This is a genomic window from Pseudomonas sp. GGS8 (assembly GCF_024168645.1).
GTDB lineage: Bacteria > Pseudomonadota > Gammaproteobacteria > Pseudomonadales > Pseudomonadaceae > Aquipseudomonas.
This window is the reverse complement of sequence record NZ_JALJWF010000001.1, coordinates 5444269-5468103: the sequence shown is the minus strand read 5'-3', so window position 1 is coordinate 5468103 and position 23835 is coordinate 5444269. Positions and strand designations below refer to the sequence as shown.

At 58.3% G+C, this 23835-nt stretch carries 25 protein-coding genes and 1 pseudogene; 7 read left to right on the top strand and 19 right to left on the bottom strand.

Annotated elements, in window-relative coordinates; genetic code table 11:
• Positions 1 to 47: 47 nt before the first annotated feature.
• Together J3D54_RS24395 and J3D54_RS24390 are read right to left on the bottom strand one after the other, a co-directional pair.
• A complete protein-coding gene (locus J3D54_RS24395) occupies positions 48 to 1337 on the bottom strand; it encodes a hypothetical protein (protein WP_253423725.1) in 1290 nt (429 codons plus the stop codon).
• A 274-nt stretch (positions 1338 to 1611) separates the two neighbouring features.
• Entirely contained in the window at positions 1612 to 1878 is a 267-nt protein-coding gene (locus tag J3D54_RS24390; RefSeq protein ID WP_253423722.1) for a hypothetical protein, read from the bottom strand.
• 343 nt (positions 1879 to 2221) lie between these two features.
• Between J3D54_RS24390 and J3D54_RS24385 the strand changes: the two genes are divergently transcribed.
• A complete protein-coding gene (locus J3D54_RS24385; RefSeq protein WP_253423720.1) occupies positions 2222 to 3547 on the top strand; it encodes a sigma-54 dependent transcriptional regulator in 1326 nt (441 codons plus the stop codon).
• Positions 3548 to 3615: 68 nt separating this feature from the next.
• Here J3D54_RS24385 and J3D54_RS24380 read toward each other — a convergent pair whose 3' ends face one another.
• The 9 genes from J3D54_RS24380 to J3D54_RS24340 form a co-directional block, all read right to left on the bottom strand.
• Positions 3616 to 4920, bottom strand: a complete 1305-nt coding sequence (locus J3D54_RS24380; protein WP_253423716.1) for a hypothetical protein — start codon at positions 4918 to 4920, stop codon at positions 3616 to 3618.
• 46 nt (positions 4921 to 4966) lie between these two features.
• Complete coding sequence (locus J3D54_RS24375; protein WP_253423713.1) at positions 4967 to 5713, bottom strand: hypothetical protein; 747 nt, start codon at positions 5711 to 5713, stop codon at positions 4967 to 4969.
• Positions 5714 to 5758: 45 nt separating this feature from the next.
• Positions 5759 to 6439: a C39 family peptidase gene (locus tag J3D54_RS24370; protein ID WP_253423710.1), complete on the bottom strand. Its 681-nt coding sequence runs from the start codon at positions 6437 to 6439 to the stop codon at positions 5759 to 5761.
• A gap of 67 nt (positions 6440 to 6506) precedes the next feature.
• The gene (locus J3D54_RS24365; RefSeq protein ID WP_253423707.1) at positions 6507 to 7448 is read right to left on the bottom strand and encodes a heme utilization protein; all 942 of its coding nucleotides are present in this window, start codon (positions 7446 to 7448) and stop codon (positions 6507 to 6509) included.
• A gap of 64 nt (positions 7449 to 7512) precedes the next feature.
• Positions 7513 to 8097, bottom strand: a complete 585-nt coding sequence (locus J3D54_RS24360) for an adhesin (RefSeq protein ID WP_253423704.1) — start codon at positions 8095 to 8097, stop codon at positions 7513 to 7515.
• A 1-nt stretch (position 8098) separates the two neighbouring features.
• The gene (locus J3D54_RS24355) at positions 8099 to 8551 is read right to left on the bottom strand and encodes a hypothetical protein (RefSeq protein ID WP_253423701.1); all 453 of its coding nucleotides are present in this window, start codon (positions 8549 to 8551) and stop codon (positions 8099 to 8101) included.
• A gap of 488 nt (positions 8552 to 9039) precedes the next feature.
• On the bottom strand, positions 9040 to 9564 hold the full coding sequence (locus J3D54_RS24350; RefSeq protein WP_253423698.1) for an AAA family ATPase: 525 nt from the start codon (positions 9562 to 9564) through the stop codon (positions 9040 to 9042).
• Positions 9561 to 10124 (bottom strand): nicotinamide riboside transporter PnuC, encoded by a 564-nt coding sequence (gene pnuC, locus J3D54_RS24345; protein ID WP_253423695.1) that lies wholly within the window; start codon positions 10122 to 10124, stop codon positions 9561 to 9563. The genes J3D54_RS24350 and pnuC overlap by 4 nt, the downstream gene beginning before the upstream one ends.
• A 134-nt stretch (positions 10125 to 10258) precedes the next feature.
• The gene (locus J3D54_RS24340) at positions 10259 to 11893 is read right to left on the bottom strand and encodes a methyl-accepting chemotaxis protein (RefSeq protein WP_253423692.1); all 1635 of its coding nucleotides are present in this window, start codon (positions 11891 to 11893) and stop codon (positions 10259 to 10261) included.
• Positions 11894 to 12184: 291 nt separating this feature from the next.
• Here J3D54_RS24340 and J3D54_RS24335 point away from each other — a divergent pair, with 291 nt between their 5' ends.
• Both J3D54_RS24335 and J3D54_RS24330 read left to right on the top strand, forming a co-directional pair.
• Positions 12185 to 13015 carry an undecaprenyl-diphosphate phosphatase gene (locus tag J3D54_RS24335; RefSeq protein WP_253423689.1) on the top strand — a complete coding sequence of 277 codons (831 nt, stop codon included), beginning with the start codon at positions 12185 to 12187 and terminating at the stop codon, positions 13013 to 13015.
• Positions 13012 to 13440 carry a DUF1294 domain-containing protein gene (locus tag J3D54_RS24330; protein ID WP_253423686.1) on the top strand — a complete coding sequence of 143 codons (429 nt, stop codon included), beginning with the start codon at positions 13012 to 13014 and terminating at the stop codon, positions 13438 to 13440. The genes J3D54_RS24335 and J3D54_RS24330 overlap by 4 nt, the downstream gene beginning before the upstream one ends.
• 3 nt (positions 13441 to 13443) lie before the next feature.
• Here the strand turns inward: J3D54_RS24330 and J3D54_RS24325 are convergent, their stop codons facing one another.
• On the bottom strand, positions 13444 to 13803 hold the full coding sequence (locus tag J3D54_RS24325; RefSeq protein ID WP_253423683.1) for an MmcQ/YjbR family DNA-binding protein: 360 nt from the start codon (positions 13801 to 13803) through the stop codon (positions 13444 to 13446).
• Positions 13800 to 14708: a LysR substrate-binding domain-containing protein gene (locus J3D54_RS24320; protein WP_253423680.1), complete on the bottom strand. Its 909-nt coding sequence runs from the start codon at positions 14706 to 14708 to the stop codon at positions 13800 to 13802. The genes J3D54_RS24325 and J3D54_RS24320 overlap by 4 nt, the downstream gene beginning before the upstream one ends.
• A gap of 130 nt (positions 14709 to 14838) precedes the next feature.
• On the opposite strand from J3D54_RS24320, the gene J3D54_RS24315 reads away from it, so the two are divergent.
• Positions 14839 to 15450, top strand: a complete 612-nt coding sequence (locus J3D54_RS24315; protein ID WP_253423677.1) for an FMN-dependent NADH-azoreductase — start codon at positions 14839 to 14841, stop codon at positions 15448 to 15450.
• A 170-nt stretch (positions 15451 to 15620) separates the two neighbouring features.
• Complete coding sequence (locus J3D54_RS24310) at positions 15621 to 16658, top strand: dienelactone hydrolase (protein ID WP_253423674.1); 1038 nt, start codon at positions 15621 to 15623, stop codon at positions 16656 to 16658.
• Between the two features lie 27 nt (positions 16659 to 16685).
• Here the strand turns inward: J3D54_RS24310 and J3D54_RS24305 are convergent, their stop codons facing one another.
• The 4 genes and pseudogenes from J3D54_RS24305 to dapF all read right to left on the bottom strand — a co-directional run bounded on the left by J3D54_RS24305 (position 16686) and on the right by dapF (position 21034).
• Positions 16686 to 17873 (bottom strand): MFS transporter, encoded by a 1188-nt coding sequence (locus J3D54_RS24305; protein WP_253423671.1) that lies wholly within the window; start codon positions 17871 to 17873, stop codon positions 16686 to 16688.
• Between the two features lie 265 nt (positions 17874 to 18138).
• Positions 18139 to 19728, bottom strand: coding sequence for an ABC-F family ATPase (locus tag J3D54_RS24300; RefSeq protein ID WP_253423668.1), 1590 nt, complete (start codon positions 19726 to 19728; stop codon positions 18139 to 18141).
• Positions 19712 to 19983: pseudogene (locus tag J3D54_RS24295) on the bottom strand (hypothetical protein); the annotation flags it as partial. The gene J3D54_RS24300 and the pseudogene J3D54_RS24295, both read right to left, overlap by 17 nt.
• Positions 19984 to 20197: 214 nt before the next feature.
• On the bottom strand, positions 20198 to 21034 hold the full coding sequence (gene dapF / locus J3D54_RS24290; RefSeq protein WP_253426743.1) for a diaminopimelate epimerase: 837 nt from the start codon (positions 21032 to 21034) through the stop codon (positions 20198 to 20200).
• A 216-nt stretch (positions 21035 to 21250) separates the two neighbouring features.
• Here dapF and J3D54_RS24285 point away from each other — a divergent pair, with 216 nt between their 5' ends.
• Positions 21251 to 21592, top strand: coding sequence for a hypothetical protein (locus J3D54_RS24285; protein WP_253423667.1), 342 nt, complete (start codon positions 21251 to 21253; stop codon positions 21590 to 21592).
• Here the strand turns inward: J3D54_RS24285 and J3D54_RS30430 are convergent.
• Both J3D54_RS30430 and J3D54_RS24275 read right to left on the bottom strand, forming a co-directional pair.
• Entirely contained in the window at positions 21562 to 21774 is a 213-nt protein-coding gene (locus J3D54_RS30430) for a hypothetical protein (RefSeq protein WP_253423664.1), read from the bottom strand. The genes J3D54_RS24285 and J3D54_RS30430 overlap by 31 nt on opposite strands.
• Before the next feature lie 200 nt (positions 21775 to 21974).
• Complete coding sequence (locus J3D54_RS24275; protein WP_253423660.1) at positions 21975 to 22652, bottom strand: SOS response-associated peptidase family protein; 678 nt, start codon at positions 22650 to 22652, stop codon at positions 21975 to 21977.
• A gap of 235 nt (positions 22653 to 22887) precedes the next feature.
• Between J3D54_RS24275 and lpxO the strand changes: the two genes are divergently transcribed.
• The gene (gene lpxO / locus J3D54_RS24270) at positions 22888 to 23787 is read left to right on the top strand and encodes a lipid A hydroxylase LpxO (RefSeq protein ID WP_253423657.1); all 900 of its coding nucleotides are present in this window, start codon (positions 22888 to 22890) and stop codon (positions 23785 to 23787) included.
• Positions 23788 to 23835: the final 48 nt, after the last annotated feature.

Sequence of the window (23835 nt, the reverse complement as noted above, 5' to 3'; positions counted from 1 at the left end):
AAGCGCGCAACTTGCCGTAAGCGGAAGGGAAGATCAAGTGCAGGACACTAGGGTTGATAGCGGGCAACGACAGCGCGGTAGTTGCCATCCAGTGAATAGCCGCCGACGACGATGCAACCGTCGGCCTGCACGGCCAAAGAAGTGGCGGTGTCCGGACCATGACTCAGGCGTGTGCGGACCCAGCCCTGGCCATTGGCGAAGCTGCAATCCAGTGCCCCGTTGGGTAAATACCGGGCGAGGATAAAATCACCTTCGAGCCCCCCGACGGTCGCTCCGACAGTCAGCACGCGGCCGTCCGGTTGTACCTGGGCGGCGGTCCATTGGCAGCCGCTGTGACCGATTTCCAACAGTTGGGGCCGACCGCCATTGCAGTGAATGTCTGGCCGGCCATTGCTGTGAAGGTTCAGTGCGAGGCAGTGCGTTGGGTCGCGACTGTTGCCAAAACAATGTAAATCACCATTTTCGTGCTGGACGGTCTGGCAGACCTGGGCGCTGTGCCCCCAAGCCTTGAAGGTCATGAAACCATCCACGGCGAAGCCGTCATCCAGCCGGCCATCGGTGTGATAACGCGCCAGCAAACCTTCCTCGGGAAAATTGATCGATCCGCCCACCAGGACTCGCCCATCGCGTTGCACCATCAGGCTGTTGAGCCAGGTGTTCATCAGCAAGTGCCGGACCATGACAAAGCCGCGACCGTTGAAGGTGTTGTCCAGCGACCCGTCGGCGTTGAGCCTTATCAACATGCCGACGTGATCGGCCAGTTCGAAGTGATGATTGGCCAGCAGCAGGATTCGACCGTCGTCCTGCACGCAGACATCACAGGCTTCGGTCCCCGATACACCGGGTGGTAGCCAGGCATCGCGAGCGCCTTGGGAAAGATTCCCAGGCAGGCGCACTACGCAGCGGCCATGGTCGCCAAAATCCTGGATCGGGCAGCCTCGTTGATCAAACATCGCCAGGGCGGGCAGCGTACAGTGAGCGTTTTCATAGTGCAGGCCGGCCACCAGAATGTGCCCGTCGGCCAGCACCCGTACCGTGCCTGCCATGGCCTCGTAGCCGTGGGCGAATTGCCCGATGATGCTGCCTTGTTTGCCGAAGGCCAGATCCGCCGAACCGTCCTCAAGCAGGCGGGCCAGGCCAAAGCGGCTGCCACCCGGCGTGCCGACCTTGGCTGCCACCAGTATTCGGCCGGCAGGGTCAATCGCGACACCATTGACCCTGCTGGAGGTGCTGCCGGCGAAATACACTTGAGTCTTGCCGCTGCCGGCGAAATGGCTATCGAGTTGCCCGGCGTCATTCACCGTCATCGGTATGGCAACAGCAGTCCGGAGTGACATGCACGCATCTCCTTGCCAGTCGTCCTTGTCCGGGCCCCGGAGGGTGACGGTCTGAGCAGAACATTCAATCCCTGAATGCGATGATGCACAACTGCCATTACTCTCAGGAGGCAGGGCGTTTTGTGCCAGAACAGTGTCTTTTCGAACCACTGACAAGCCTGCCAAGTAATCTGACGCGTTAGAAGATGAAACAGGTGGGGGGCTGACTATAGAAAACCGTCAACTAAGGGGGGGCGAGGGACGCGGATTACCGGGCGGTAATCCGCGAAAAAGATTATTGCGGCATGGACCACGATTGCAATGTGTAACCTTCCTCGCTCAACTCGGCGCGAGCTTGTTCCAGCAGGTGTTCGAGTTGTTCTGGATCGGAATAGGCGCTGCTGGGGATTTGTTTGCGGCTAATGCGAGTGTTGGTGCGATCGATGACGGTCAGGCTGATCTCGCCATTACCGTCTTGTGGCGCCCAGGCCACGCATTGAAAGGGTTGGAATGCGCGGTCGGCAATCAAAAGAGCTTCGTTGATACGGAGCGGGGCGTTCATGGGGTCTTCTCTCTGTATGCCCAATCAAGTGATGTGCCGTCGGTTGGGCTTACCGTTCGGCTGGTTACTTGTACTGATGTCCGCAACCGGGGGTTGGGTCACACACAATCAAAAGAAATTTCAACTTTCTTTGATTGGCCGGCGATTCAGGCCGTTGCTGAAAGCTGAACGAAAGGTTCAACGCGTTAGACAACTCATCAAGTGTTTTCTTATAACTAATAAGCCAACGCCCCTATAAGCAATTGATACAAGCTCGCGTCAATATTTTGCTAGTGTTACACCGAAGCCCGCCAAATGACTGTTTTTAATAATATTTCCTAAAATTTGGCGCCAAGGAACAGTCATGATCGAAGCGCCTGCTTTACGACGTCTTTTAGTAGTGGATCCTTGCGACGACTGCCACCGTTTGCTGCCGGGTTTACGCGCCGTGGGTTGGGATGTCGACAGCTGTACCCTGGAAAACGCCGCCGAACGAACCTGCGACGTCGGCCTGTTACGCTTGCAGCCCTTCCATCTGGAACGTCCCGAAGCCGTCAAGGAACTGATTACCCGCAGCGGTACCGAGTGGATCGCCGTGCTCAATCAGGAAGTCCTGCGCTTGCAGAACGTCGGGGATTTCGTCTGCGAATGGTTTTTTGACTTCCATACCTTGCCGTTCGATGTCTCACGGGTTCAGGTCACTCTGGGCCGAGCGTTCGGCATGGCACGCCTGCGCGGGCAGGGCACGATTCATATCGATCAGCCTGAACACGAACTGCTCGGCGACAGCAAACCGATTCGTGAGCTGCGAAAATTACTGAGCAAACTGGCGCCCACCGAATCGCCGGTGCTGATCCGCGGCGAAAGCGGCACCGGTAAAGAACTGGTCGCCCGCACCCTGCATCAACAATCCCAGCGCCACAGCAAGCCGTTCGTGGCGATCAACTGCGGCGCGATTCCCGAACACTTGATCCAGTCCGAATTGTTTGGGCATGAGAAGGGGGCCTTTACCGGCGCCCATCAGCGCAAGGTCGGGCGGATAGAGGCGGCCAACGGCGGAACCCTGTTTCTTGATGAAATAGGCGATCTCCCCCTGGAGCTGCAAGCCAATCTGCTGCGCTTCCTGCAGGAAAAACACATCGAGCGGGTAGGCGGCCATCAGCCTGTTCCGGTGGATGTGCGGGTATTGGCGGCGACACACGTCGACCTTGAAGAGGCCATAGAGAAGAAACGCTTTCGCGAAGATTTGTACTACCGTTTGAACGTCCTGCAAGTGGTCACTGTGCCGCTGCGTGAACGCCATGGCGATCTATTGATGCTGGCCAACCACTTTTCCCATTTCTACAGCAGTGAAACCGGCCGTCGTCCTCGCAGCTTCAGCGAAGATGCGTTGGTTGCCATGGGCAAGCACGACTGGCCGGGCAATGTCCGCGAGCTGGCCAACCGGGTACGTCGTGGATTGGTACTGGCCGAAGGACGGCAGATCGAGGCGCGAGACTTGGGGCTGCTCAGTCAACACGCCTTCGCCACGCCGATGGGCACCCTTGAAGACTACAAGACCCGCGCCGAGCGCCAGGCGCTGTGCGATGTATTGAACCGGCACAGCGACAACCTGAGTGTTGCCGCCCGAGTCCTGGGCGTGTCGCGGCCGACGTTTTACCGATTGCTGCACAAGCACCAGATCCGCTAGGGCGGTGCAACAAAAAAGGCCCGCTACGACAACTATCGTAGTGGGCCTTTTCTATTGCGGGGTGCGGTTTAGAAGTAGTACGGGAATTTCAGGCTGAAGGAAAAGTCCGGCGCATCGTCGGTCATACCGATGGACAAGTTGGGAACGATGGTCAGGTTGTCGGAGGCCGCGATGGTCATGCCGACGTTGAAGTAGCCGGCGTTGGCGTCACTGGACACCACAGACTCCCAATCCCCTCCATCCTGCTTGAGCTTGCTTTTACGTTGCACCAAGTCAGACACCGAGAACGACATACTCATTTTTTCGTTCAGCGCGAAGGCGATGCCCGCGCCAATCTGGAAGCTGTCGCCGATCCGCACCTTGCCCGGGATTTTCTGATTGACGGTGGCACTGATGTCGTCGAAGGACTCTTCCAGGTTGTGGGTGTAGGACAGGCTACCGAACAGAACCGCTGGATCGTAGGTCTTGACCAGCGAGATACCGGGGCTGATCGACCAGACGCCGTTGCCGGTTGGCAGGGTGTCAGGCACGAACAGGTTGGTATTGGCGTTGCTCTGGCGCAGCTTGATCCCGAATGGGTCCTTGCCGGTGGGCGCCTTGACGCGCAAGGTAACTACCGCATCCGGGGTGTTGACCGATTCGTCCATGAATTTGTAGGCAATACCGAAGTTGACATCGCCCAGCGTTGGGTCGCGGGTGACGGTTTCTTCGCTGGTCACTCCCGCCGCACCGTTGTTGGCGCCGCCGGACTGATACGTCGATTCGCGGTACACCACCGGCACGTTCAGGTCGAACTGCCAGCGATTGTCAAAGTTGTAGCGCCCGGTGAGGTCCAGTGTCCAGGTGTCGGCCTTGATCCGGTCCAGGTTGATGTTGCCCAGAAAGATCGAGTCCAGGGCGAGAAAGCCGTTGAGAATCAACTGACGAGTGTCGTAACGCGAGTAGGTCAACCCGGTTTCGAGGCTGAACTTGCCGCCGCCGAAGAATCCGCTGGCCTCGTCATACAGGTTGGAAACGCTCTGTGCCGGTTGAGAGTCATCAGCCAGCGATTGTCCATAGGAACTGCCACTGCCCGCAGCGCCTCCTGAAGCCGCCGCCGCTCCCGTCCTCGTGGCCACTTGCGGGTTGCCTTTCATGTCGGCTGGCGACTTGGCCAGGCGTTTAGGCGGTGCCGCCGCCGGTTGGTCCTCCACCTGGCGGACCCGTTGTTCGAGCACCGCCAGGGCCTTTTGTTGTACTTCGTACCGTTGTTTGAGCTCCATGAGTTGTTGCTTCAAAGCTTCCACGTCCGCGTCGGGCGCTGCTTGCAGCAGCGCCGACGGGAACAGGGTACTCAGACAAACGACCGCGCGCAGTGATACTGATCGATACATGATAAGCCATCCCCCATGAAGCCCAATGATCGAACATCAGCGTAGTTCAATATCCCAGGCTGCGAAGTGCATTGAGTTGACTCAGATTGCAGTTGACTGCTCCGGCATTTCGGCCGTTGTTGTTAAGCACCACATTAAGTTGCGTCAGGTTATTGACCCTGTTGCTGTTGCCCAGAAGCCGGGTGTTCTGCACCAGCCCCCCCTGAGCCACCTGTTGCAGGGTCGTGCCTTGGTTGTTGCTGGCCTGGATGGCCATTTGCACGCCACCACCGGTGGCCGCCACCGCGACGTTGCCGGCGGCATTGCTGTCGGTAATGGTTTGCCCGCTTGTCAGCGCCTGCCCCTGGACGGGATTCGGCGTCGGCGCCTGGTTGGCCTCTGCGACGTTGATGGCGACATTGTTGTAGGCGGTATTGCCGTCACCGGCGGCGCGCACAGTTTGAGTGACACCCTGGGTGGTGGTCAGTCCTGCGCCACCGATCACATTCCCGGTGCCCAATGACGGCGTACTGCCGTTACCGGACTCTTTAATGGTCGACACGTAAAGCTGGGGTTTTACGGTAGCGGCCTGGATCTGCATGGACGTCTCCACCCCGATCAGGTCGCCACTGGCATTGCGCCAGGTGCTGCTCATGATAATGCCGAAGCTGATTATCCGCCCCGGCATGACATAACGACCGCGTAGCTCGGCGAGCTCCTGGTCCTTGAGTTCGATGGGTTTGAATCCTGCATTGGCATAGCCCGATGCGCTTGCTGCCAGGCAAGCGGCAGCCAGCCAGTATGAGGTTTTCATCTGCTGCTCCCGGGGCATCCGGCCCCCTCTATCATCAGTGGGCGATTAGAAGAAGTCGCTCTGTATGAAGCCAAAGTCCATCAATTCGGCATCTTTGACCGGGTTGAACGTATCCATCTTGTTCTTGGCCGTCAGTGGTTCCGGTGGACTGCGCAATGCGTTGGTTTTGTCGTAACCGGGACCCACGATTGCGAAGACAATGCCGTTCCAGCCTTTTACAAAGTCATCATGGGAATAGCGTTTGTGCCCTAGCACCGGGTCGCCGATATAGACCCAGTTCTTGTCCGCCCGCTGCATCACCACGAAATGCTTGTAGCCACGAATTTCCATCAGCACCACCACCGGAATGGTCACCGCTTCGAGTTTCTCGGACGGTATCCGGTAGCCACGCGCACGCATGCCGATTGCTTCGACGTAGCGCTTCATGTCCAGCATGGAGAAACCTTGCGTACGGACAAGGTTCTGATCAGCGTTGATCAGCATGCCTTTGATGATGTGTTCCTCATCGACATCGAGCCAGTAAGCCTGGCGTAGCACCGTGGCCAGTGCGGCAGCGCCGCAGCTGAAGTCGGTTTTTTGTTCGACGATGTCGCTGAACTTGCGCTCACGCACGCTTTGCACCTGCTTGTAAATCAGCATGCCGCCAGGCAAGGCGGCGACTGGCATCTGTGCTGCCTGAGTCAGGCCACACAGGCACAGCAGTGCAAAAAAGGCTGTCGTACGCATGATCGATACGCCTTTGAGGAGCCGTGGAAAGAAAGCCCCGTTGCCGGGGCTTTCATTTCGATCGCGATTACATGCAGGCTCTGCAGCCAGCAGCGATGGACAGCGAATTGCTTTGTTGGTTGCCCGCACCCGCCGATACGTTGGCGCCGCCGTTGCCGGAGAAGCCATTCATCGAGTTGGACATGGTGGCGTTGTTTACAACCGGGTTTTTCCAGCCGTCTGGAGTCAGCACTTGATGGGTGGTGACGCCAGCCAGATCGAAGGTGCCCACAGCGCTGAATTTGAACTTGTCATCGCCTCTGTGACCCCAGCCACTGTCGTCGATCGTTCCGGTGCCTTTGGCCTTGAAGGAGCCCGAGGAGGTCGTGATGTCGGTGAGGGTGGTGGTGACGTGGGTCCGGTCGGCTTTGTTGTCGACATTCAGACCGGTGGTGGATTGGTAAGCGTCAGCCGAGGCTGTTGCTACCCGTCCGCCAGACACGGCAATCGCCAGGTTGTTTTTCTGTTGGTTGAAGTTGCCGGCAGTCACGTTGATGCCAATGTTGCCGGAGCCGTTGTTGCCAGCATTGTTGAGCGTGGCGTTATTTTGAGTAGAGCGGTTTTTGACGTAGTTATTGGTGTTGTATTGATACGCGGTGGAGGTTGCCTCGGCGGAACCGAAGATGAAACTTTCATCGGCGGTCGCCAGCGCGGCGGCGTTGTCTTGCTGGTTGCCATCGCCACCCGCGACGTTGGCGCCCATGTTGCCGTTGGAGCCGTTGAGTGAGTTATTCGCGTCGGCGGTGTTGTTGGTGCCTTGGTTGAGTACCGAGTTGCCGCTGCTGTCCTGTGTATCCCCTACATAGGCGCTGGCGGCGGAGTCGATTGACAGTTGCTGTTCCCAGGTAGGACCTGTTGGGCCGTGATGGTGGTGACCGTGGCCGCGATCATTGTTACCGGCTTGCGCTGCCATCGCCATGACGGCTGCCAGGGCGAAGACGAGAGGTTTGAGAGCCATTGTGGGTTTCATGGTGATTCTCCGTGCTTATTAGTTGGTTAAGTGTTGGTTACTTTCTAATCGCACTGCGTTCGGGTCAGTCAGCGACCCGTATGCTCAGGGTGTTAGCCATTCGGTTCCCCACCCCGGCACTCTGGTTCACCTGAATCACTCCTCGGCTGCCGGTGAAGGCCTGGTCGCTTGTCACGACCTGGCGACTGCCTTTTGAAGCGTCAGTTGCCCCTGAGCTTGGTAGCAACGCCACGTTCTGTTGAGAAAGGGCGCTATCGTCGACGCTTTGCGGCGCAGCACTGATGCTGATGCGCATTGCGTTGGCCATCTGGTTATTGGCCCCGGCGCCCTGGTTGACACCCAGTGCACCGTTGCCTTGACTGAAAGAGGTACCGCCGATGGTGGCCGTCGCGTTCATCGACGAGTTGGCGGGCGTGTCGAGTTTCTGGATGACGCGGGTGGTCGCAGAGGCATCGGTGCCAATGGCGATGGCACGGGTGTTGGCCTGTTGCTGTTGATCGCCGGATGCCTGGTTGACGTTGAAGTTGCCGTTGTACCGGGCGCCGGAATCCAGGATGTTGGCGGTGTTGACCACCGGAACGCTGGAGTCGGCCATGGCGCTTGTACTGACACTGGCTAACAGGGCGAGCAGGATCAGGGAGCGGCTCATGTCATTGACCTCCCGCCAGTCTGCTCAAGGGCGCGAGGCCGGAAGTCATGGCATGGTTGATCGTTCCCGAAATCGCACCACCGCTGCCGCCGCCGTGACCGGCGCTCATGCCGGGCATGCCATTGGGGTTGGTCACGACATTGAGGCTGCCGGGTATGTTGCCGTTCTGGTTGATGCTGTTGCTGATGGACGAACCGCTGGCCACGCTGGCGAACTCACCATCGCTCAACTCGGTGTTGCTGAGTGTCGTGTTGACACGATCCGAAGGGTTGGCGTTGACCGTGGTCGGGTAGGGGTCCTTCTGGAAGGGGGGCCTGCCGACGGTATGGGGTTGTACATCACGAGTGAGCACGATGACGCCATTGCCTTCAGCCTGAACGTCAAGGCTGAGTAGCGAGACGGTGGCACATCCGAGCAGCATCAAGCACGTAAAGCCTTTACGAAAAGTCCCCACGACGGTGTTCCTTCTGTTGTGCGCTGGCCCTAATCAGCGTTATGAAGGAGAGAGCGAAAGCCGTGCCGATTTTTGATTGTTGTTTTAATTCAAGGGGTTATCGATAAAAGTAAACGGATCCTTGATTGAGCTGTTTCAGGCCTGAGACAAAACCTGGGGCTGTAACGGGGAAAAAGCGGCATGAAGCTCTGGATCCATGCTTTGCACTGTGATGTATCAGCGCTTTAACACATGCGATGACAGAACGACGAATGGCGTTGAAACGGGCTGTTCAAGCGCGAAGGTATGTTTCACAAACGGACGCATTTGAAAAAATACCGCAACAAATGCTGGGTGTTGGCAAGTACCTGCAGCTCAACGCAATACCTGTGGGAGCGGGCTTGCCCGCGAAGACGGCGGCACAGTCAACATTGACTTTGCCTGATGTACCGCTATCGCGGGCAAGCCCGCTCCCACAGGTTCTGCACCTTAATTGGAGAGAAGGAAGGTCAGCATCCAAGCAGCAGGGTGACGGTTTGCAACGCCTGGGCACGGCGTTCCGCCCAGTCGCCCTGGATCACTTGAACAGGTAGCTGATGTTGCTCCAGCCACGCCCGAGTCGCGTTGAAAAAAGCCCGGCGTTGATTCAGTTCTGGCTGACACCGCTGGCCATCGTCGGTCCAGTCGACAAGTTCAGGCGACAACAGCAAGTGCAAGTCGTAATGCCGGGCCAGCAGCGCCTGTTCGAGCCAGGCCGGGCAGTCGCTGAACAGGGCTTGGCTCCACAACATGTTGCTCAACAAGTGCGTGTCGAGAATCAACAACTGTGGCGCAAGGGCGCGGGCGTCATCTTCCCATTGCAGTTGACCGCGGGCGATCTCGGGGATATCGGCCAGGCAAGTGTCCCGTGCCTGCTGTTCAATGAACCAGCGCACGTATTCGCCCACCAGAACACCGCCGAATTGCCGTTGAAGTTCGGCGGCGAGCCAACTCTTGCCGCTTGATTCGGGCCCCGTGAGCACCAGCACTTTCATGTGCGCAACGCCGGGTCGGCACGCCACGTCCGCCAGCCTTGCACCGCCAGCAGGGCGAAAACCCCATAGAGGCCTGCGGTCAGGTACAGCTCCTTGTAGATGAACAGGCCGACGAAGATCACGTCCAGCGCGATCCACAGCGGCCAGCATTGCAGGCGCTTTTGCGCCATCCATAACTGCGCGACCAGGCTGAAGCCGGTTAACGCGGCATCGAGCCAGGGCTGGGCGGCGTCGGTCCAGTGAGCCATCGCGGCCCCCAGCAACAGGCTGCCGAACGCGCCCACGGCCAGACCGAGCGCGATGGATCTGCCATCGAGCAGGTTGACCTGCCGCCCGTCATGCGTCTCGCCGGCGCGAGTCCACTGCCACCAGCCGTAGAGCTGCAACGCGGCGTAGATCACTTGCAGCAGCATGTCCGAATACAGCTTCACCTCAAAAAAGATCCAGCTATACAGCAGCACCATGACCAGACCGATCGGCCAGCACCAGGGATTCTGTTTGACCGTCAACCAGACGGCAATCACACCGAGGGCGGCGGCAAACAGTTCAAGCCCGGACATGGAGGTTCCTTGGTTCGTAGAAAATGAGGGGGGCGAATTGTACCCGGATTGTGGGGCAATGGGCTTGTTGTGGGGAATGGGGTTTGCCAATGGCAGTCAGGTCAAACGCTATCCCTGTGGGTGCAGGGACGGAGTTACACCCGAAACTGCTTGAGCAATCCGTTCAGCTGTTCGCTCAATTCCTTGAGGTGAACGCTGGCCACGCTCGACTGCTCGGCCGCCAGTGCCGTGCTGTGGGACAACCCGGCGGCCTGGGTGACGTTCTGATTGATGTCTTCCACCACATGGGCCTGCTGCAACGTTGCGCTGGCAATTGAGGCGTTCAACCCGTTGAGGTTGCGCAAGGCCTGGCCGATGGCATTCAGGCTGGCACCGGCCAGACCGGCCTGTTCGATGGTGATTTGCGAGGCACGGCTGCTGTCGCCAATCACCTTGACCGCCGCTCCGGAATGGCTTTGCAGGCGTTCGATCATCGACTGGATTTCTGCCGTCGACTTCTGGGTGCGCTGGGCCAGCAGGCGTACTTCATCGGCGACCACCGCAAACCCTCGACCTTGCTCACCGGCCCGGGCGGCTTCGATGGCTGCGTTGAGGGCCAGCAGGTTGGTTTGCTCGGCGATGGAGCGGATCACCTCCAGGACACTGCCGATTTGTGTGCTTTCGTCGGCCAGTGTACGAATCACTTCGACCGCTTGATCGATGGTCGAAGACAGCTTGTCGATCTGCTGCAGGCTGCCATCGATATTGATCTGCCCCTGCTGCGCCTGAGATTCGGCATCGCGCATTTCGCTGGCCGCGTGCTCGGCGTTTTTCGCCACGTCCTGCACACCGTAGGTCACTTCATTGATCGCGGTCGCCACCAGCTCCATTTGCTGGGATTGTTGCTGGCTGCGTTGCTGGGCTTGCGCGGCATCGTTGCCCAAGTCGCTGGAAGACTGTCCCAACGCGCTGGCAGACGCCTGCAACTGACCGATCACCCGGCGCAGTTTGGCGGTGAAGGCGTTGAAGTGCCGGGCCAGTTGCGTGACTTCGTCCTGGCCGTGGGTATCGAGGCTGCGGGTCAGGTCGCTTTCACCACTGGCGATATTGGCCATGGCGTCCACGGTTTCCTGCAATGGGCGCACGATGCTACGGGCAATCATGATCACCAGCAGCGCCATGATCAGGGCAATCACCAGGCCCACGAAAGACGCCTTCCAGACCTGCGTATAAAACTCGGCCTGCATGTCGTCGATGTACACGCCCGAGCCGATCACCCAACCCCAGGGCTCGAACAGTTTGACGTAGGAGGTTTTTTCCACCGGCGCGCTGGCGCCCGGTTTCGGCCAGCGGTAGTCGACCATGCCGGCGCCCTTGGCCTTGGCGATGGCAACCATCTCGTTGAACAACGCGAAACCGTCCGGATCGCGGATCGTCGAGAGATTCTGACCTTCGAGTTTCGGATTGGTCGGGTGCATGACCATGACCGGCGTCAGATCGTTGATCCAGAAGTAGTCATTCTGGTCGTAGCGCAAACCACGCACGGCGGTCAGTGCCTGCTGTTGCGCGACGGCGCGGGTGAGGGTGCCGGCGGTTTCCAGTCCTTGGTAATAAGTCAGGATGCCACTGGCGGTCTGCACCACATGCTGGGTCTTTTGGACCTTGGCATGATAAAGGTCGTCGTGAATCTGCTTGAGCATCAACACGCCCAACGTCAGTAACATCACCACGGCCACGATCAAGATGAGCCACAAGCGTCGGCTGATCGATACACTGCGCAAGCTGTTCATAACGCTGTTACTCCGGTTTCTTGTTCTTGTAATAAATGATCGCCAGCATCCAACCACACTTTGCCGATCGGGCCTATCCGACTGAGGTCCTATTACGCGGCAGCGAAAACAGGGCATGTCTGATAGGATTTCGGCCCCGCGCGAAAAAAGCTGAGTCCCGGTTTGTTTTTCACAGAATTTTTACCGTTTTGTGGGGATCTTTGTGCGCGCGGAATGTCAGCTACGCTGATCACAGTGAACGCTTAAAAATATTATCGGGGCATGCCTGGGGCATGGCTTCTTGGGGGATTGATGGATCTTTGGACGGCCTTTCAGGCATTGATTTTAGGCGTTGTAGAAGGGCTGACGGAGTTCTTGCCCATTTCCAGTACCGGGCACCAGATCATTGTGGCGGACTTGCTCGATTTCGGCGGCGAGCGGGCCATGGCCTTCAATATCATCATTCAGCTCGGGGCGATCCTGGCGGTGGTCTGGGAGTTTCGCCGCAAAATCCTCGACGTGGTCATTGGTTTGCCGACGCAGCCCAGCGCTCGACGCTTTACCGCGAACCTGTTGATTGCTTTCTTGCCAGCCGTGGTGCTGGGGGTGATTTTCGCCGATTTGATTCACAAGTACCTGTTCAACCCGATAACCGTGGCCACCGCGTTGGTCGTGGGCGGGATCATTATGTTGTGGGCCGAACGCCGTCAACATGTCGTGCATGCTGAAAGCGTCGACGACATCACCTGGAAAGACGCCTTGAAAGTCGGCTTCGCCCAATGCCTGGCGATGATCCCCGGGACTTCGCGTTCCGGCTCGACGATCATTGGCGGTTTGCTGTTCGGCTTGTCGCGCAAGACGGCCACCGAGTTCTCGTTCTTCCTCGCCATGCCAACCATGGTCGGCGCGGCGGTGTACTCCGGCTACAAATACCGCCATCTGTTTGTGCCGGCTGATTTTCCGGTGTTCGCCATTGGTTTTGTCACCGCGTTCATCTTTGCGATGATTGCGGTCCGCGCCTTGCTCAAGTTCATCGCCAGCCACAGCTATGCGGCGTTCGCCTGGTATCGCATTGCTTTCGGTCTGTTGATTCTGGCCACCTGGCAATTCGGCTGGGTCGACTGGACCGCGGCCAAGCCATGAGCGACTCCACCGCACGCGACAACCCCGGACGCAAGTCCGGGGGGGCGATTCAGAACCTGCGGTTGAAATTGCTGGTGTTCGCTGTGCTGTGCGCAGTGCCGTTGTTTGGCTCGGTGTCGCTGTGGCTGCGCGGGGTGTCGGTGATTCCCCTGGCGGCCTACGGCATCGTCAGCGTGCTGGCGTTTTTCCTGTACTGGGGCGACAAGCACAAGGCCCGCGCCGACAGCTGGCGCACGCCGGAGAACGTCTTGCACGCGGTGGAACTGGCGGGCGGTTGGCCGGGTGCCTTGCTGGCCCAGCAAGTGTTTCGGCACAAGACCCGCAAGGTTTCGTTTCAACTGGTGTTCTGGCTCATCGTGCTGATGCATCAGGTGTTCTGGATCGATCAGCTGTTTCTGGGCGCCCATCTGTTTGCGCTGTTTTAAGGCCTAAAGCAGCAAACCGACCTGCGTGCGCTTGGGCAGCTTGCTCACCACCAGTTGGTGGGAACGTAGCAGCAAGCCTTGCAGCTCTTCGGTGCCCAGTGGGTAGGGCGTTTCCATGATGATCCACTGCGCCCGGGCCAGGTACGGCGCCGGGTGAATGCCCGGTCGGTCGCAGTGGCCCAGGAACAGGTCCTTGTCGACTTTGAAGGCCAGGGACTGGCCCCGCAGGTTCTGCAAGGCGAACATCTTGTTCCCGGCAATCGAAAACACCCGCACGCCACCCCACTTGTAGTCCTCCCGCGCGCCGGGCAACGCCAGGCAGAATTGCGCGACATCCTCTTCGCTCATTGGTCTTGCCTTCATAACAGTCGGTCCCCACAGGCATTGAATGATTCGATCAAATGGTCTATCCAGGCGCGCACCGCTGGCATCACCCCGCGTCGATGGGGGTAGACCGCTTGCAGCCAGCCGCCCGGCAATGACCAGTCGGGCAGCAATTGCACCAGCGAGCCGTTTTCCAGTTCCTGCTCGCAATACATCATCGGCAGCACGGTGAAACCCAGCCCGGACAGGGTACACGCCTTGCGCACGAGAAAATCGTCGATGCCCAATCGGGCTTCGAATGTCATTTCACAGGCCTTGCCGTTCTGATCGAGCATCCGCAGATGCACCAGCCGATCGGCTTCCAGTGCGCCCAATATCGGTACGTTTTTCAAGTCATCCGGGGTCTTGATCTGCCGCTCGCGAAGAAACGCCGGGCTGGCGACCATGACTGTCTGCGCCTGACGTAAGCGGCGGGTGACCAGCAGGGGGTCTTCATCACCCAGTTCCCGCACTCTCAAGGCGACATCGACGCCCTCGGTCACCAGATCTACCCGACGGTTGAGCAGCATGACCTCCAACTGAACCTGAGGGAATTTCTCCAGAAAGTCACTGATCACCCCCGGCAGCATTTGGTGGGCCAATCCCACCGGGCAGGAAACCCGCAGTCGGCCCCGGGGTTCGCTGGACATGCTGGCCACCGCTTCATCGGCCATCTCGGCTTCCAGCAGCATCGCCTGACAGTGCCGCAGGTAGCGCTCGCCCACGGCGGTCAGGTTGAGTTGACGGGTGGTGCGTTGCAGCAGGCGCGCGCCCAGGCGTTCTTCCAGTTCGGCGATGCGTCGCGACAACCGGGACTTGGGAATCCCCAGCAAACGCCCGGCCGCTGCGAAGCCGCCGGCGTCGACCACCTTGGCGAAGTAGTAGAGATCGTTGAGATCTTGCATGATTTAAATCCGACTGTTCTATCAGTAGAACGAAGTATCACATTATTGCCGTCTAATCAGCTATTGGTTTCGTGAGTAGGATTGTTTCCATCAGATCGCCGGGTGGCGATCCTCACCTTGGAGATCCCACATGAAATTACTGCATATCGATTCGAGCATTCTGGGTGACAACTCGGCTTCCCGTCAGTTGAGTGGCGAAGTCGTCAAGGCCTGGCAGGCCGCCGAGCCTGGCGTTGTGGTGACTTATCGCGACTTGGCCGCCGATGCCATCAGCCATTTTTCCGCCGCCACCTTGGTCGCCGCCGGCACCGCCGCGGAACTGCGCAACGCCGCGCAACAGCATGAAGCCGATTTGAGCGCGCAGGCCTTGGCCGAATTCCTCGCCGCCGATGCCGTCGTGATTGCCGCACCGATGTACAACTTCACCATCCCGACCCAACTCAAGGCCTGGATCGACCGCATCGCCGTGGCCGGCCAGACGTTCCGCTACACCGAAGCCGGCCCTGAAGGCCTGTGCGGTGGCAAGAAAGTGGTGATCGTTTCGACGTCTGGCGGTTTGCATGCGGGTCAACCGACCGGTACGGCTCATGAAGACTACCTGAAGGTTATGTTTGGCTTTCTTGGCATCACCGACATCGAGTTCGTCCGTGCCCATGGCCTGGCCTACGGTGATGAAGTGCGCACCAAAGCCATGACCGATGCTCAGGCGCACATCAGCGAGCAACTGTTCGCTGCCGCGTAAGGCTTGCGTAAAAGTCGTAAACAGCTCGGGCAATACCCCTGAAACTCTGTATTCTGGTCATCGTGATGGCCAGGTACGGAGTTTTTTGTTTCTGGCGGTGATCAGTTTCTGGCCCAGGTTATGCAGTCGAGGGTTAATATCTGCGGTCAGGTAATAAGGTGGGGCATTCCATGGTGCGTCTTTGTGCAACGCTACTGATTTGCCTGTTCGGCAGCCTGAATTCAGTGCACGCCGCGCCTGCGCCGCATCCTCACTGGAGCGTCGGTTTCCATGAAATGACGTTCCTCGATCCGCTGGACTTGCAGCCAATGCGCGCCATCGCCTTTTACCCGTCCAGCGAGCGGGAACATTCCAGCAAAGTCGAGGGTTACACGGTCGAAGCCGGTGAAGACACCAAAGTCGCCATCGGACGCTTCCCGATGCTGATGCTGTCTCATGGCAACACCGGAACCCCGCTGGCCCTGCACGACCTGGCCACATCACTGGCACGCAAGGGGTTTGTGGTGGTGGCGGTGTTCCATCCCGGCGACAACTACAAAGACCACAGCCGTCTCGGCACTTTGAGCAATCTTTACGGCAGGCCAATCCAGATTTCCGAAGCCATTACCGCGACCTTGGGCGACCGTATGCTCGCGCCCTTCGTCAATGCCGATCAGGTCGGAGTGATCGGCTATTCGGCGGGCGGTGAGACCGCCTTGATCCTGTCCGGCGCCACTCCGGACCTGGACCGTCTGCGCCGTTATTGCCAGGAGCGCCCGGACGATCACGATGCCTGCAACACGCAAGGTGAATTGGTCGTCGACCGCGATGACCTGCAGCCCGTGGCGGATCCGCGAGTGCATGCCTTGTTATTGATGGCGCCGCTGAGTCTGAAATTCGGCCGCCAGACCCTGGCCGAAGTGCATGTGCCGGTGCTGCTGTACAGCGGCGACGGTGACAAACTGGTGGCATTCGACAAAAACGCCGCAGCCCTGGCGCGTAAACTGCCGACCGCACCGGACTTCAAATTACTGGCCGGGGCAGGGCATTTCGTGTTCCTGGCGCCGTGCAACGAAGAACAGATCGCCGCCATGCCGGCGCTGTGCACCGATGCCGACGGCGTCGACCGCAAGGACATTCACCGCAACCTGATCTCCGAAGCCGGACGTTTCTTCTCCCATGCCTTGGGCAAACCAAGCCGGGCCGGTATGCAAACCGCGGATCAATAAACTCCTACTGGAGATTTACGGCAGGCTTTAGACAGTCGCCCGGTGCTTCATAATCAAGGTCAAGCCGAGTCCGGTCACGGACAACAACGCTGCACTAAAGAAAATCCACGAATACCCCAGGTTCAACGCCAGCGCGCCCATCAGTGGCCCGGCAATCGCCAGTGCCAGATCGAAAAACACCGCATAGGCACTCAAACCCGCCCCACGACTGGAGTTGGGTACTTGCTTGATCGCTTCCACTCCCAACGCCGGATAGACCAGCGACAGGCCGAATCCGGTCAGGCCTGCGCCGATCAAGGCGTAAACGGTCGAGGGCGCCAGCCACAACAGGACCAGCCCCACGGTTTCAATGCTCATGCAGGCAATGGCGGAGGTGAAGCCGCCGAAACGGCTGATGCTGGAAATGAACAACAGTCGAGACAGAATGAAACATACCCCGAACACCGTCAGGCAATACGCGGCACCGGTCCAGCCGAGGCTGGCGTAATACAGGGTAATAAAAGTGGTGAGCGTGCCGTACCCGATGGACGCCAGGCTCAGGCTCGCGCCGAAGGGCGCGATGCGCCCAAACACCGCCCAGAACGGCAGGCGCTCGCCGCGAATCACTGGCGCAGAAGGTTTGTTGCGGATCAACAGCAGTGCCAGCAGGGCCAGTAACGATAGCGCGATCCCGAGGCTGGCGAAGCCCAGTTCAGCCACCATCACCACGCCCAGCGGTGCGCCGATGGCGATGGCGCCATACGAGGCAATCCCGTTCCAAGAGATCGACTGCGCTGCGTGTTCGGCACCGACCTGGCCCATGCACCAGCTGACGGTGCCGACTGCGATCAAACCTTGGGCGATCCCCAGCAACAACCGGCCGGCGATCAGGATGATCAGACTCGGCAAAGGGATACTTTGCAGCAAGGTCGATATCAGCGTCAGTACGCCGCTCAACACAATCCCCGACAACCCGTAAACAATCGCCCGTTTGGTGCCGACGCTGTCCGACAAACGCCCGGCCATCGGGCGGCTGAGCAGGGTGGCCAGGTATTGCGAACCAATAGCCAGCCCCGCGACGATGGCGCTGAACCCCAACTGTTCATGCACATACACCGGCAACACGGCAATCGGCAGACCGATGCAGAGGAAGGCAATGAAGCTATAGAAAACGATGGAAACGATCTGCAGGGTGATCGCCATGGAGCTTTGCGGGGGCAGTTGCTGCACAGACATGAGAGCTCGTTCGCGGGCGGCGGTAGGAGAACTGCATCATGGCGCGGGCGTTACTTAAAAGGAAGCAGGCTAACTATATGGGGCTTTGAGTTTTGCAGCGGTATCGAGGGCCTCGTCGCGGGCAAGCCTCGCTCCTACAAGGTCTGCGCATAACCTGGAACGAGGCTTGCCCGCGAATGTGTCAGCACCCAAGCATGCCTTGGCCCTGAAATGCAAAAAGCCCTGTCACCAGGACAGGGCTTTTCACTTGCAGCCAGAAGCCGCTTTACATCAACACACCCTGACTACGCAGGTAGTCGTCATAGGTGCCGCTGAAGTCGATCACGCCATCGGCGCTCAACTCGATGATGCGGGTGGCCAGGGACGATACGAATTCACGGTCGTGGCTGACGAAGATCAGCGTGCCCGGGTAGTTCTCCAGCGCCAGGTTCAGCGCTTCGATGGATTCCATGTCCAAGTGGTTGGTCGGTTCGTCCATCACCAGCACGTTCGGTTTTTGCAGGATCAGCTTGCCGAACAGCATGCGGCCTTGCTCACCACCGGAGATGACCTTGACCGACTTGAGGATCTCGTCGTTGGAGAACAGCATGCGGCCGAGGGTGCCGCGAACCAGTTGCTCGCCGCCCTGGGTCCATTGGCCCATCCAGTCGAACAGGTTGCAGTCGTCTTCGAAGTCGTGCGCGTGGTCCTGGGCGTAGTAGCCCAGCTCCGCAGCGTCGGTCCACTTCACGGTGCCGGCATCCGGGGTCAGTTCGTTGACCAGGGTGCGCAGCAGGGTGGTTTTACCGATACCGTTCGGGCCGATGATCGCCACGCGCTCGCCAGCTTCAACCTGGAAGCTGAAGTCCTTGAACAGTATCTTGCCGTCGAAACCTTTGGCCATGCGCTCAACGATAACGGCCTGACGGTGCAGCTTCTTGGTTTGTTCGAAACGGATGAACGGGCTCACACGGCTCGAAGGCTTGACCTCGGCCAGTTGGATCTTGTCAATCGCCTTGGCGCGGGAAGTGGCCTGCTTGGCTTTCGAGGCGTTGGCCGAGAAGCGGCTGACGAACGATTGCAGTTCCGAAATCTGCGCTTTCTTCTTGGCGTTGTCCGACAGCAGTTGCTCGCGGGACTGGGTCGCCACGGTCATGTACTCGTCGTAGTTGCCCGGGAACAGGCGCAGCTCGCCGTAGTCCAGGTCAGCCATGTGGGTGCACACGCTGTTCAGGAAGTGACGGTCGTGGGAGATGATGATCATCAGGCTGGAGCGCTGGGTCAGCACGTTTTCCAGCCAGCGGATGGTGTTGATGTCCAGGTGGTTGGTCGGTTCGTCGAGCAACAGCACTTCAGGATCGGAGAACAGCGCCTGTGCCAGCAACACGCGCAGTTTCCAGCCCGGCGACACTTCGCTCATCGGGCCGAAGTGCTGCTCGATGCCGATACCCAGGCCCAGCAACAGCTCACCGGCACGGGATTCGGCGGTGTAGCCGTCCATTTCGGCGAATTCGGTTTCCAGCTCGGCCACGGCCATGCCGTCTTCTTCGGTCATTTCCGGCAGCGAGTAGATGCGGTCGCGCTCAGCCTTGACCTTCCACAGCTCTTCATGACCCATGATCACGGTGTCGATCACGGTGAATTCTTCGTAGGCGAACTGGTCTTGACGCAACTTACCCAGACGCACGTTCGGCTCAAGCATGACCTGGCCGCCGGACGGCTCGAGGTCGCCGCCGAGGATTTTCATGAAGGTCGACTTGCCGCAACCGTTGGCGCCGATCAGGCCATAGCGGTTGCCCGCGCCGAATTTGACCGAAACGTTTTCGAATAGCGGCTTGGCGCCGAACTGCATCGTGATGTTAGCTGTGGAGATCAATTACTTTACCTATCAATGGGTTGCGAGCTGCGCATTTTGGCGCTTGGGCCATACCTGGGGCGTTTTGGAGTTTCTCCATCCCTCCCCAGTCACCGCTAGACTTCAACCGGCGCGCATAAGTCGAGAGCAGCATCTGGACGCTTGTCCAAGCTGTTGGGCAAAAAAGGCGGGATTCATGCCAGACATTCTGCACATTGTCGCATAAGTGTGACGGCAGTTGTATGGCGCGCGATAACGTGTCACGAGCTTCTTCAGGGCTGCCTCGCTGTTTGGGGCCGCCCGAGGGGAGGGTTCATCCTGGTAGATGGCGAAACGCTGCGGAAATCCTTGATTACACGCCAATGTTATTTTTGTTCAGCGTTGTGTTCGGGACACTGGGCGCTGCTCTGGGTAAAGTCGGCAACGCTTGCCCGGCCAGGTGTCTTTCAGAAGGATTGCTGAATGGCCAGCACTTGGTCAGGGTGGGCACCTATTCGGATTCGCCTCTGCGGGTGGGACGATATAGCTGATCGGTAATTGTTCCCGAAAAAATGGTCTCTACCGGCCCGATGAGAAAGACCGGGCCCACGCCATCCCATTGAACCGTTACGGTGCCGCCATCACATTCAACCTCAACGGAATGGTCTAACAAGCCACGACGGATTCCGCTGACAGCGGCGCCACAAGAGCAAGAACCTGAACCAAACGGTATCCCACCCCCACGCTCCCAAATGCGCAACCGAATGTGTTGTCGGTTAATGATCTGGACGAAATGCACGTTCGTCCTGATGGGAAACAATGGGTTGGTTTCAATGGTCGGCCCGATTGTCGCTAGATCAATGGCTGTCAGATCATCCACAAAATAGGTGCAGTGAGGATTGCCCATGCTGCAAGCTGCCGGGCCACCAGCCAGTGGCAAAACAGCAGTATCCAGTTCCTGAGCCAGAGGAATATCTGACCAGCCGAAAAGTGGCTCACCCATGTTGACCGAAATTGCGCCGGTTGAAGTTCGTTCGCAAGTGAGCAGACCACGGTTGGTTCGCAGCGCTATCGAAGTCGTATTCGATTCGCGCATCAGCATATCCGCGACACCCCGCGTTGCGCTGCCACAAGCATCCAGCGTGGAGCCATCTGCATTCCAGAACATCAAGCGCGCAACTGCATCATCGCAATCAAGCACCACCGCGAGTTGATTGAATCCGACCCCTCGGTGCCGATCACCCAGTCGCCGAGCCATGGCACTTGTCATTGGATTGGCCGAGTTTCGTGAGTCCACAATAACGAAGTCATCGCCATTGGCGTGCATCTTGTGAAAACTCAGCGGCATATATTGATCCTGGCGACGAGACATGGGTGTATTGACGTTTTGAGGCGATCTAGCCCCATTCGCATAACCTTTGCAAACTGTGTGAAAGTTCGTGAGGCTGATGATGTGTATGGCAGACATTTACCCCGGAGCGTACCTCGGAAGAGGGCTGTCGTTCAAAACCGATAACTATTGACCGACTCATGAATTAGTATTTCCTCCCCCCACCCAAGGAACATGGAAGTGAGAAACAAATACGCGACGGGCATGCTCTTTTTACTGACGCTTGTGACCGCTCAATGCGCTTACTCAAGCGCTACAGACGAGTCTGTCGAGAATGCCTCGTTGCTCTGCAAAATCCTTGATGGCAACGACGCCTTGACCCAGGCCTCCGAATTCTCGGCGGAGGACCGCACGGTCAACATCTCGGTAGACCGCTCTCCGGAGGAGGCCAAAAAGCTTTGCCCGGAAATCAGCGCCATCGTCGAGTATCACGAGATGACCTTTGCGCAAGGCTGGACTGTGCAGATCACCGCTCCAGACAGTGGTTATGACGTTGTTGCTACCTGCCCGTTGTGACGATGGTGGTTGTCCTGTACGCCAGTGATCAGGTGCAGTGGAATGCGCTTTTGATCATCAATGGACGGGATTTCGAAACTGCCCACTATTTGGAGGTGTCGCTCACTCAGCCCGGTCGACTCTTCTTCCTTTGCCTTAGCCATTCTCGCGTGGTTCGCTGCGATTTCGTTGAGAGTTGACACGTTACATCTCCCGGTGACTGACCAAGCGTATCGCTGGAGTCCTTAAACGTTAATGTGATTGCCGCCGCGTCAGAATTACGTCGTTCCGGGGCCGCTACGACCGGCATCTGCAAGCCCTAAGCCATACATTGACGCGTATTCCGCGTCACGCTTTCCATGCGACGAATGGCGTGCGCGATGTGATTACGGGTGACAAACCTTCAGATTGGTTTGATCAGTTCAGGGCCATCGTTGTGCACATTGCCCACGGCTTGATCAACCTTGAACCACTCGAATGTCTCACTCGGTTCCCCCTGCAACAGCACTATCTGTTCGGCGCGCTCTTTCGGTGTGGCCGGGTCCAGCCATTCTCGGGCCAATTCGGGATTCAGCGTCACCGGCTGCCGATCATGAACATCCACCATGCCGCCCTTGCTGTCGGCGGTGATGATCACGAAGCCGTCATGTTCGTCCGGCTGATGTTCGTACCTTGGATACTGACCGATCGCCGCGCACAGGATCGGCGCACGATCCTTGCGGCGGATGAGGTACGGCTGCTTTTTCGGGCCGCCCTCGTAAACCCATTCAAACCAGTTATCGATGGCAACGATCGCCCGATGCGGCCATATCGCTTTGAAGAACGGACCGTGGCTGACTTTCTCGACCCTGGCATTGATCGGCATAGGGTGTTCTTCGGACCAATGCGGCCGCCAGCCCCAGCGAACCCTGTCGGCGTGCAGCACGTCGCCTTCCTGGTGGAAGAGGGCGAGCTGAGTCGTTGGCGCGGCGTTGTAGAGCTCGAATGGCTGATCGCCGGCATTATTGACCAAGGCGTTGGGCATGCTCAGCGCCTTGACGAAGTCGTGGATGCCTCGGTACTGCGAAAGTCGTCCGCACATGGCTGAACCCTCATGCCTAATTCTGAGCTTAGACGATCCTTTAAACCGATAGGGCGTTAAGGTCGTATGGGTGTTTTTGGCGACATGAATAGACACATTTTTACAGTTGAAGGTTAACTATTGGTTACAAAGTGTGGCTAAAATGCCATCTTTCCCAGCCATGCCAACTGTCGGCATGGCTCAAGAACGCGCCATCGGGACGCACTTTGTTCATTTCAGACGTGTGACGATTTCCGTGAAACTCATTATTGCCGCTATCTATGTCATCTCCATCGCGTATGTCCACTTGCGCGGGAAGGTGCGCCACAAACTAGGCCGCCAACTAAGCGACCACTCGACGTTTCTGGCGCCGATCAATTGCTTCCTTTATATGTTCTCGAAAATCCCCAATCGGCCTTATCTCAATCCGGCGGACTTTCCTGACTTGAGCCCTTTGCAGGCTCATTGGGAAGAGATTCGCGCCGAAGGTCAGAACCTGCTCAAGGCCGGGGAGATCAAGCGCTCGAATCAGTACGACGACGTCGGTTTCAACTCGTTTTTCAAAAGTGGCTGGAAGCGTTTCTATCTCAAGTGGTACGGCGACAGTCACCCGTCGGCCGCGAAGCTCTGCCCGCGTACTACTGAACTGTTGCAAAGCATTGGCTCGGTCAAGGCAGCGATGTTTGCCGAACTGCCACCGGGTTCCAAACTGGTCCGCCACCGCGATCCGTATGCCGGCTCGTACCGTTATCACTTGGGGCTGGAAACGCCGAACGAAGCTGGTTGCTATATCAACGTCGACGGTGAGAACTACCATTGGCGTGACGGCGAAGCGGTGATGTTCGATGAAACGTTCATTCATTACGCTGAAAACACCACCCAGCAGAACCGCATCATCTTGTTCTGCGACGTCGAACGGCCGATGAAGTATCGCTGGGCCGCGGCGTTCAACCGCTGGTTCAGCCGTACAGTGATGGCGGCGGCGGGGGCACCGAACGATGCGGGTGACAAGACCGGTGCAATCAACCGTTTGTTTGCCAAAATCTACAAGGTTCGCTTGCGTGGCAAAGCGCTCAAGAAGCGTAACCGCACCCGCTATTACCTGGAGAAGTGGGCGATTTTTGGTGGGTTGTTGGCGATTTTTGTGCTGATCTGAGTTTTGTGTTGTGGCGCATGACGCTATCGCGGGCAAGCCCGCTCCCAC

Bases quoted from the DNA above. Each gene is read 5' to 3' on its own strand.
- J3D54_RS24395 (WP_253423725.1), bottom strand. From the start codon at position 1,337: ATGTCACTCCGGACTGCTGTTGCCATACCGATGACGGTGAATGACGCC.
- J3D54_RS24390 (WP_253423722.1), bottom strand. From the start codon at position 1,878: ATGAACGCCCCGCTCCGTATCAACGAAGCTCTTTTGATTGCCGACCGC.
- J3D54_RS24385 (WP_253423720.1), top strand. From the start codon at position 2,222: ATGATCGAAGCGCCTGCTTTACGACGTCTTTTAGTAGTGGATCCTTGC.
- J3D54_RS24380 (WP_253423716.1), bottom strand. From the start codon at position 4,920: ATGTATCGATCAGTATCACTGCGCGCGGTCGTTTGTCTGAGTACCCTG.
- J3D54_RS24375 (WP_253423713.1), bottom strand. From the start codon at position 5,713: ATGAAAACCTCATACTGGCTGGCTGCCGCTTGCCTGGCAGCAAGCGCA.
- J3D54_RS24370 (WP_253423710.1), bottom strand. From the start codon at position 6,439: ATGCGTACGACAGCCTTTTTTGCACTGCTGTGCCTGTGTGGCCTGACT.
- J3D54_RS24365 (WP_253423707.1), bottom strand. From the start codon at position 7,448: ATGAAACCCACAATGGCTCTCAAACCTCTCGTCTTCGCCCTGGCAGCC.
- J3D54_RS24360 (WP_253423704.1), bottom strand. From the start codon at position 8,097: ATGAGCCGCTCCCTGATCCTGCTCGCCCTGTTAGCCAGTGTCAGTACA.
- J3D54_RS24350 (WP_253423698.1), bottom strand. From the start codon at position 9,564: ATGAAAGTGCTGGTGCTCACGGGGCCCGAATCAAGCGGCAAGAGTTGG.
- pnuC (WP_253423695.1), bottom strand. From the start codon at position 10,124: ATGTCCGGGCTTGAACTGTTTGCCGCCGCCCTCGGTGTGATTGCCGTC.
- J3D54_RS24340 (WP_253423692.1), bottom strand. From the start codon at position 11,893: ATGAACAGCTTGCGCAGTGTATCGATCAGCCGACGCTTGTGGCTCATC.
- J3D54_RS24335 (WP_253423689.1), top strand. From the start codon at position 12,185: ATGGATCTTTGGACGGCCTTTCAGGCATTGATTTTAGGCGTTGTAGAA.
- J3D54_RS24330 (WP_253423686.1), top strand. From the start codon at position 13,012: ATGAGCGACTCCACCGCACGCGACAACCCCGGACGCAAGTCCGGGGGG.
- J3D54_RS24325 (WP_253423683.1), bottom strand. From the start codon at position 13,803: ATGAAGGCAAGACCAATGAGCGAAGAGGATGTCGCGCAATTCTGCCTG.
- J3D54_RS24320 (WP_253423680.1), bottom strand. From the start codon at position 14,708: ATGCAAGATCTCAACGATCTCTACTACTTCGCCAAGGTGGTCGACGCC.
- J3D54_RS24315 (WP_253423677.1), top strand. From the start codon at position 14,839: ATGAAATTACTGCATATCGATTCGAGCATTCTGGGTGACAACTCGGCT.
- J3D54_RS24310 (WP_253423674.1), top strand. From the start codon at position 15,621: ATGGTGCGTCTTTGTGCAACGCTACTGATTTGCCTGTTCGGCAGCCTG.
- J3D54_RS24305 (WP_253423671.1), bottom strand. From the start codon at position 17,873: ATGTCTGTGCAGCAACTGCCCCCGCAAAGCTCCATGGCGATCACCCTG.
- dapF (WP_253426743.1), bottom strand. From the start codon at position 21,034: ATGCCGCTGAGTTTTCACAAGATGCACGCCAATGGCGATGACTTCGTT.
- J3D54_RS24285 (WP_253423667.1), top strand. From the start codon at position 21,251: ATGGAAGTGAGAAACAAATACGCGACGGGCATGCTCTTTTTACTGACG.
- J3D54_RS24275 (WP_253423660.1), bottom strand. From the start codon at position 22,652: ATGTGCGGACGACTTTCGCAGTACCGAGGCATCCACGACTTCGTCAAG.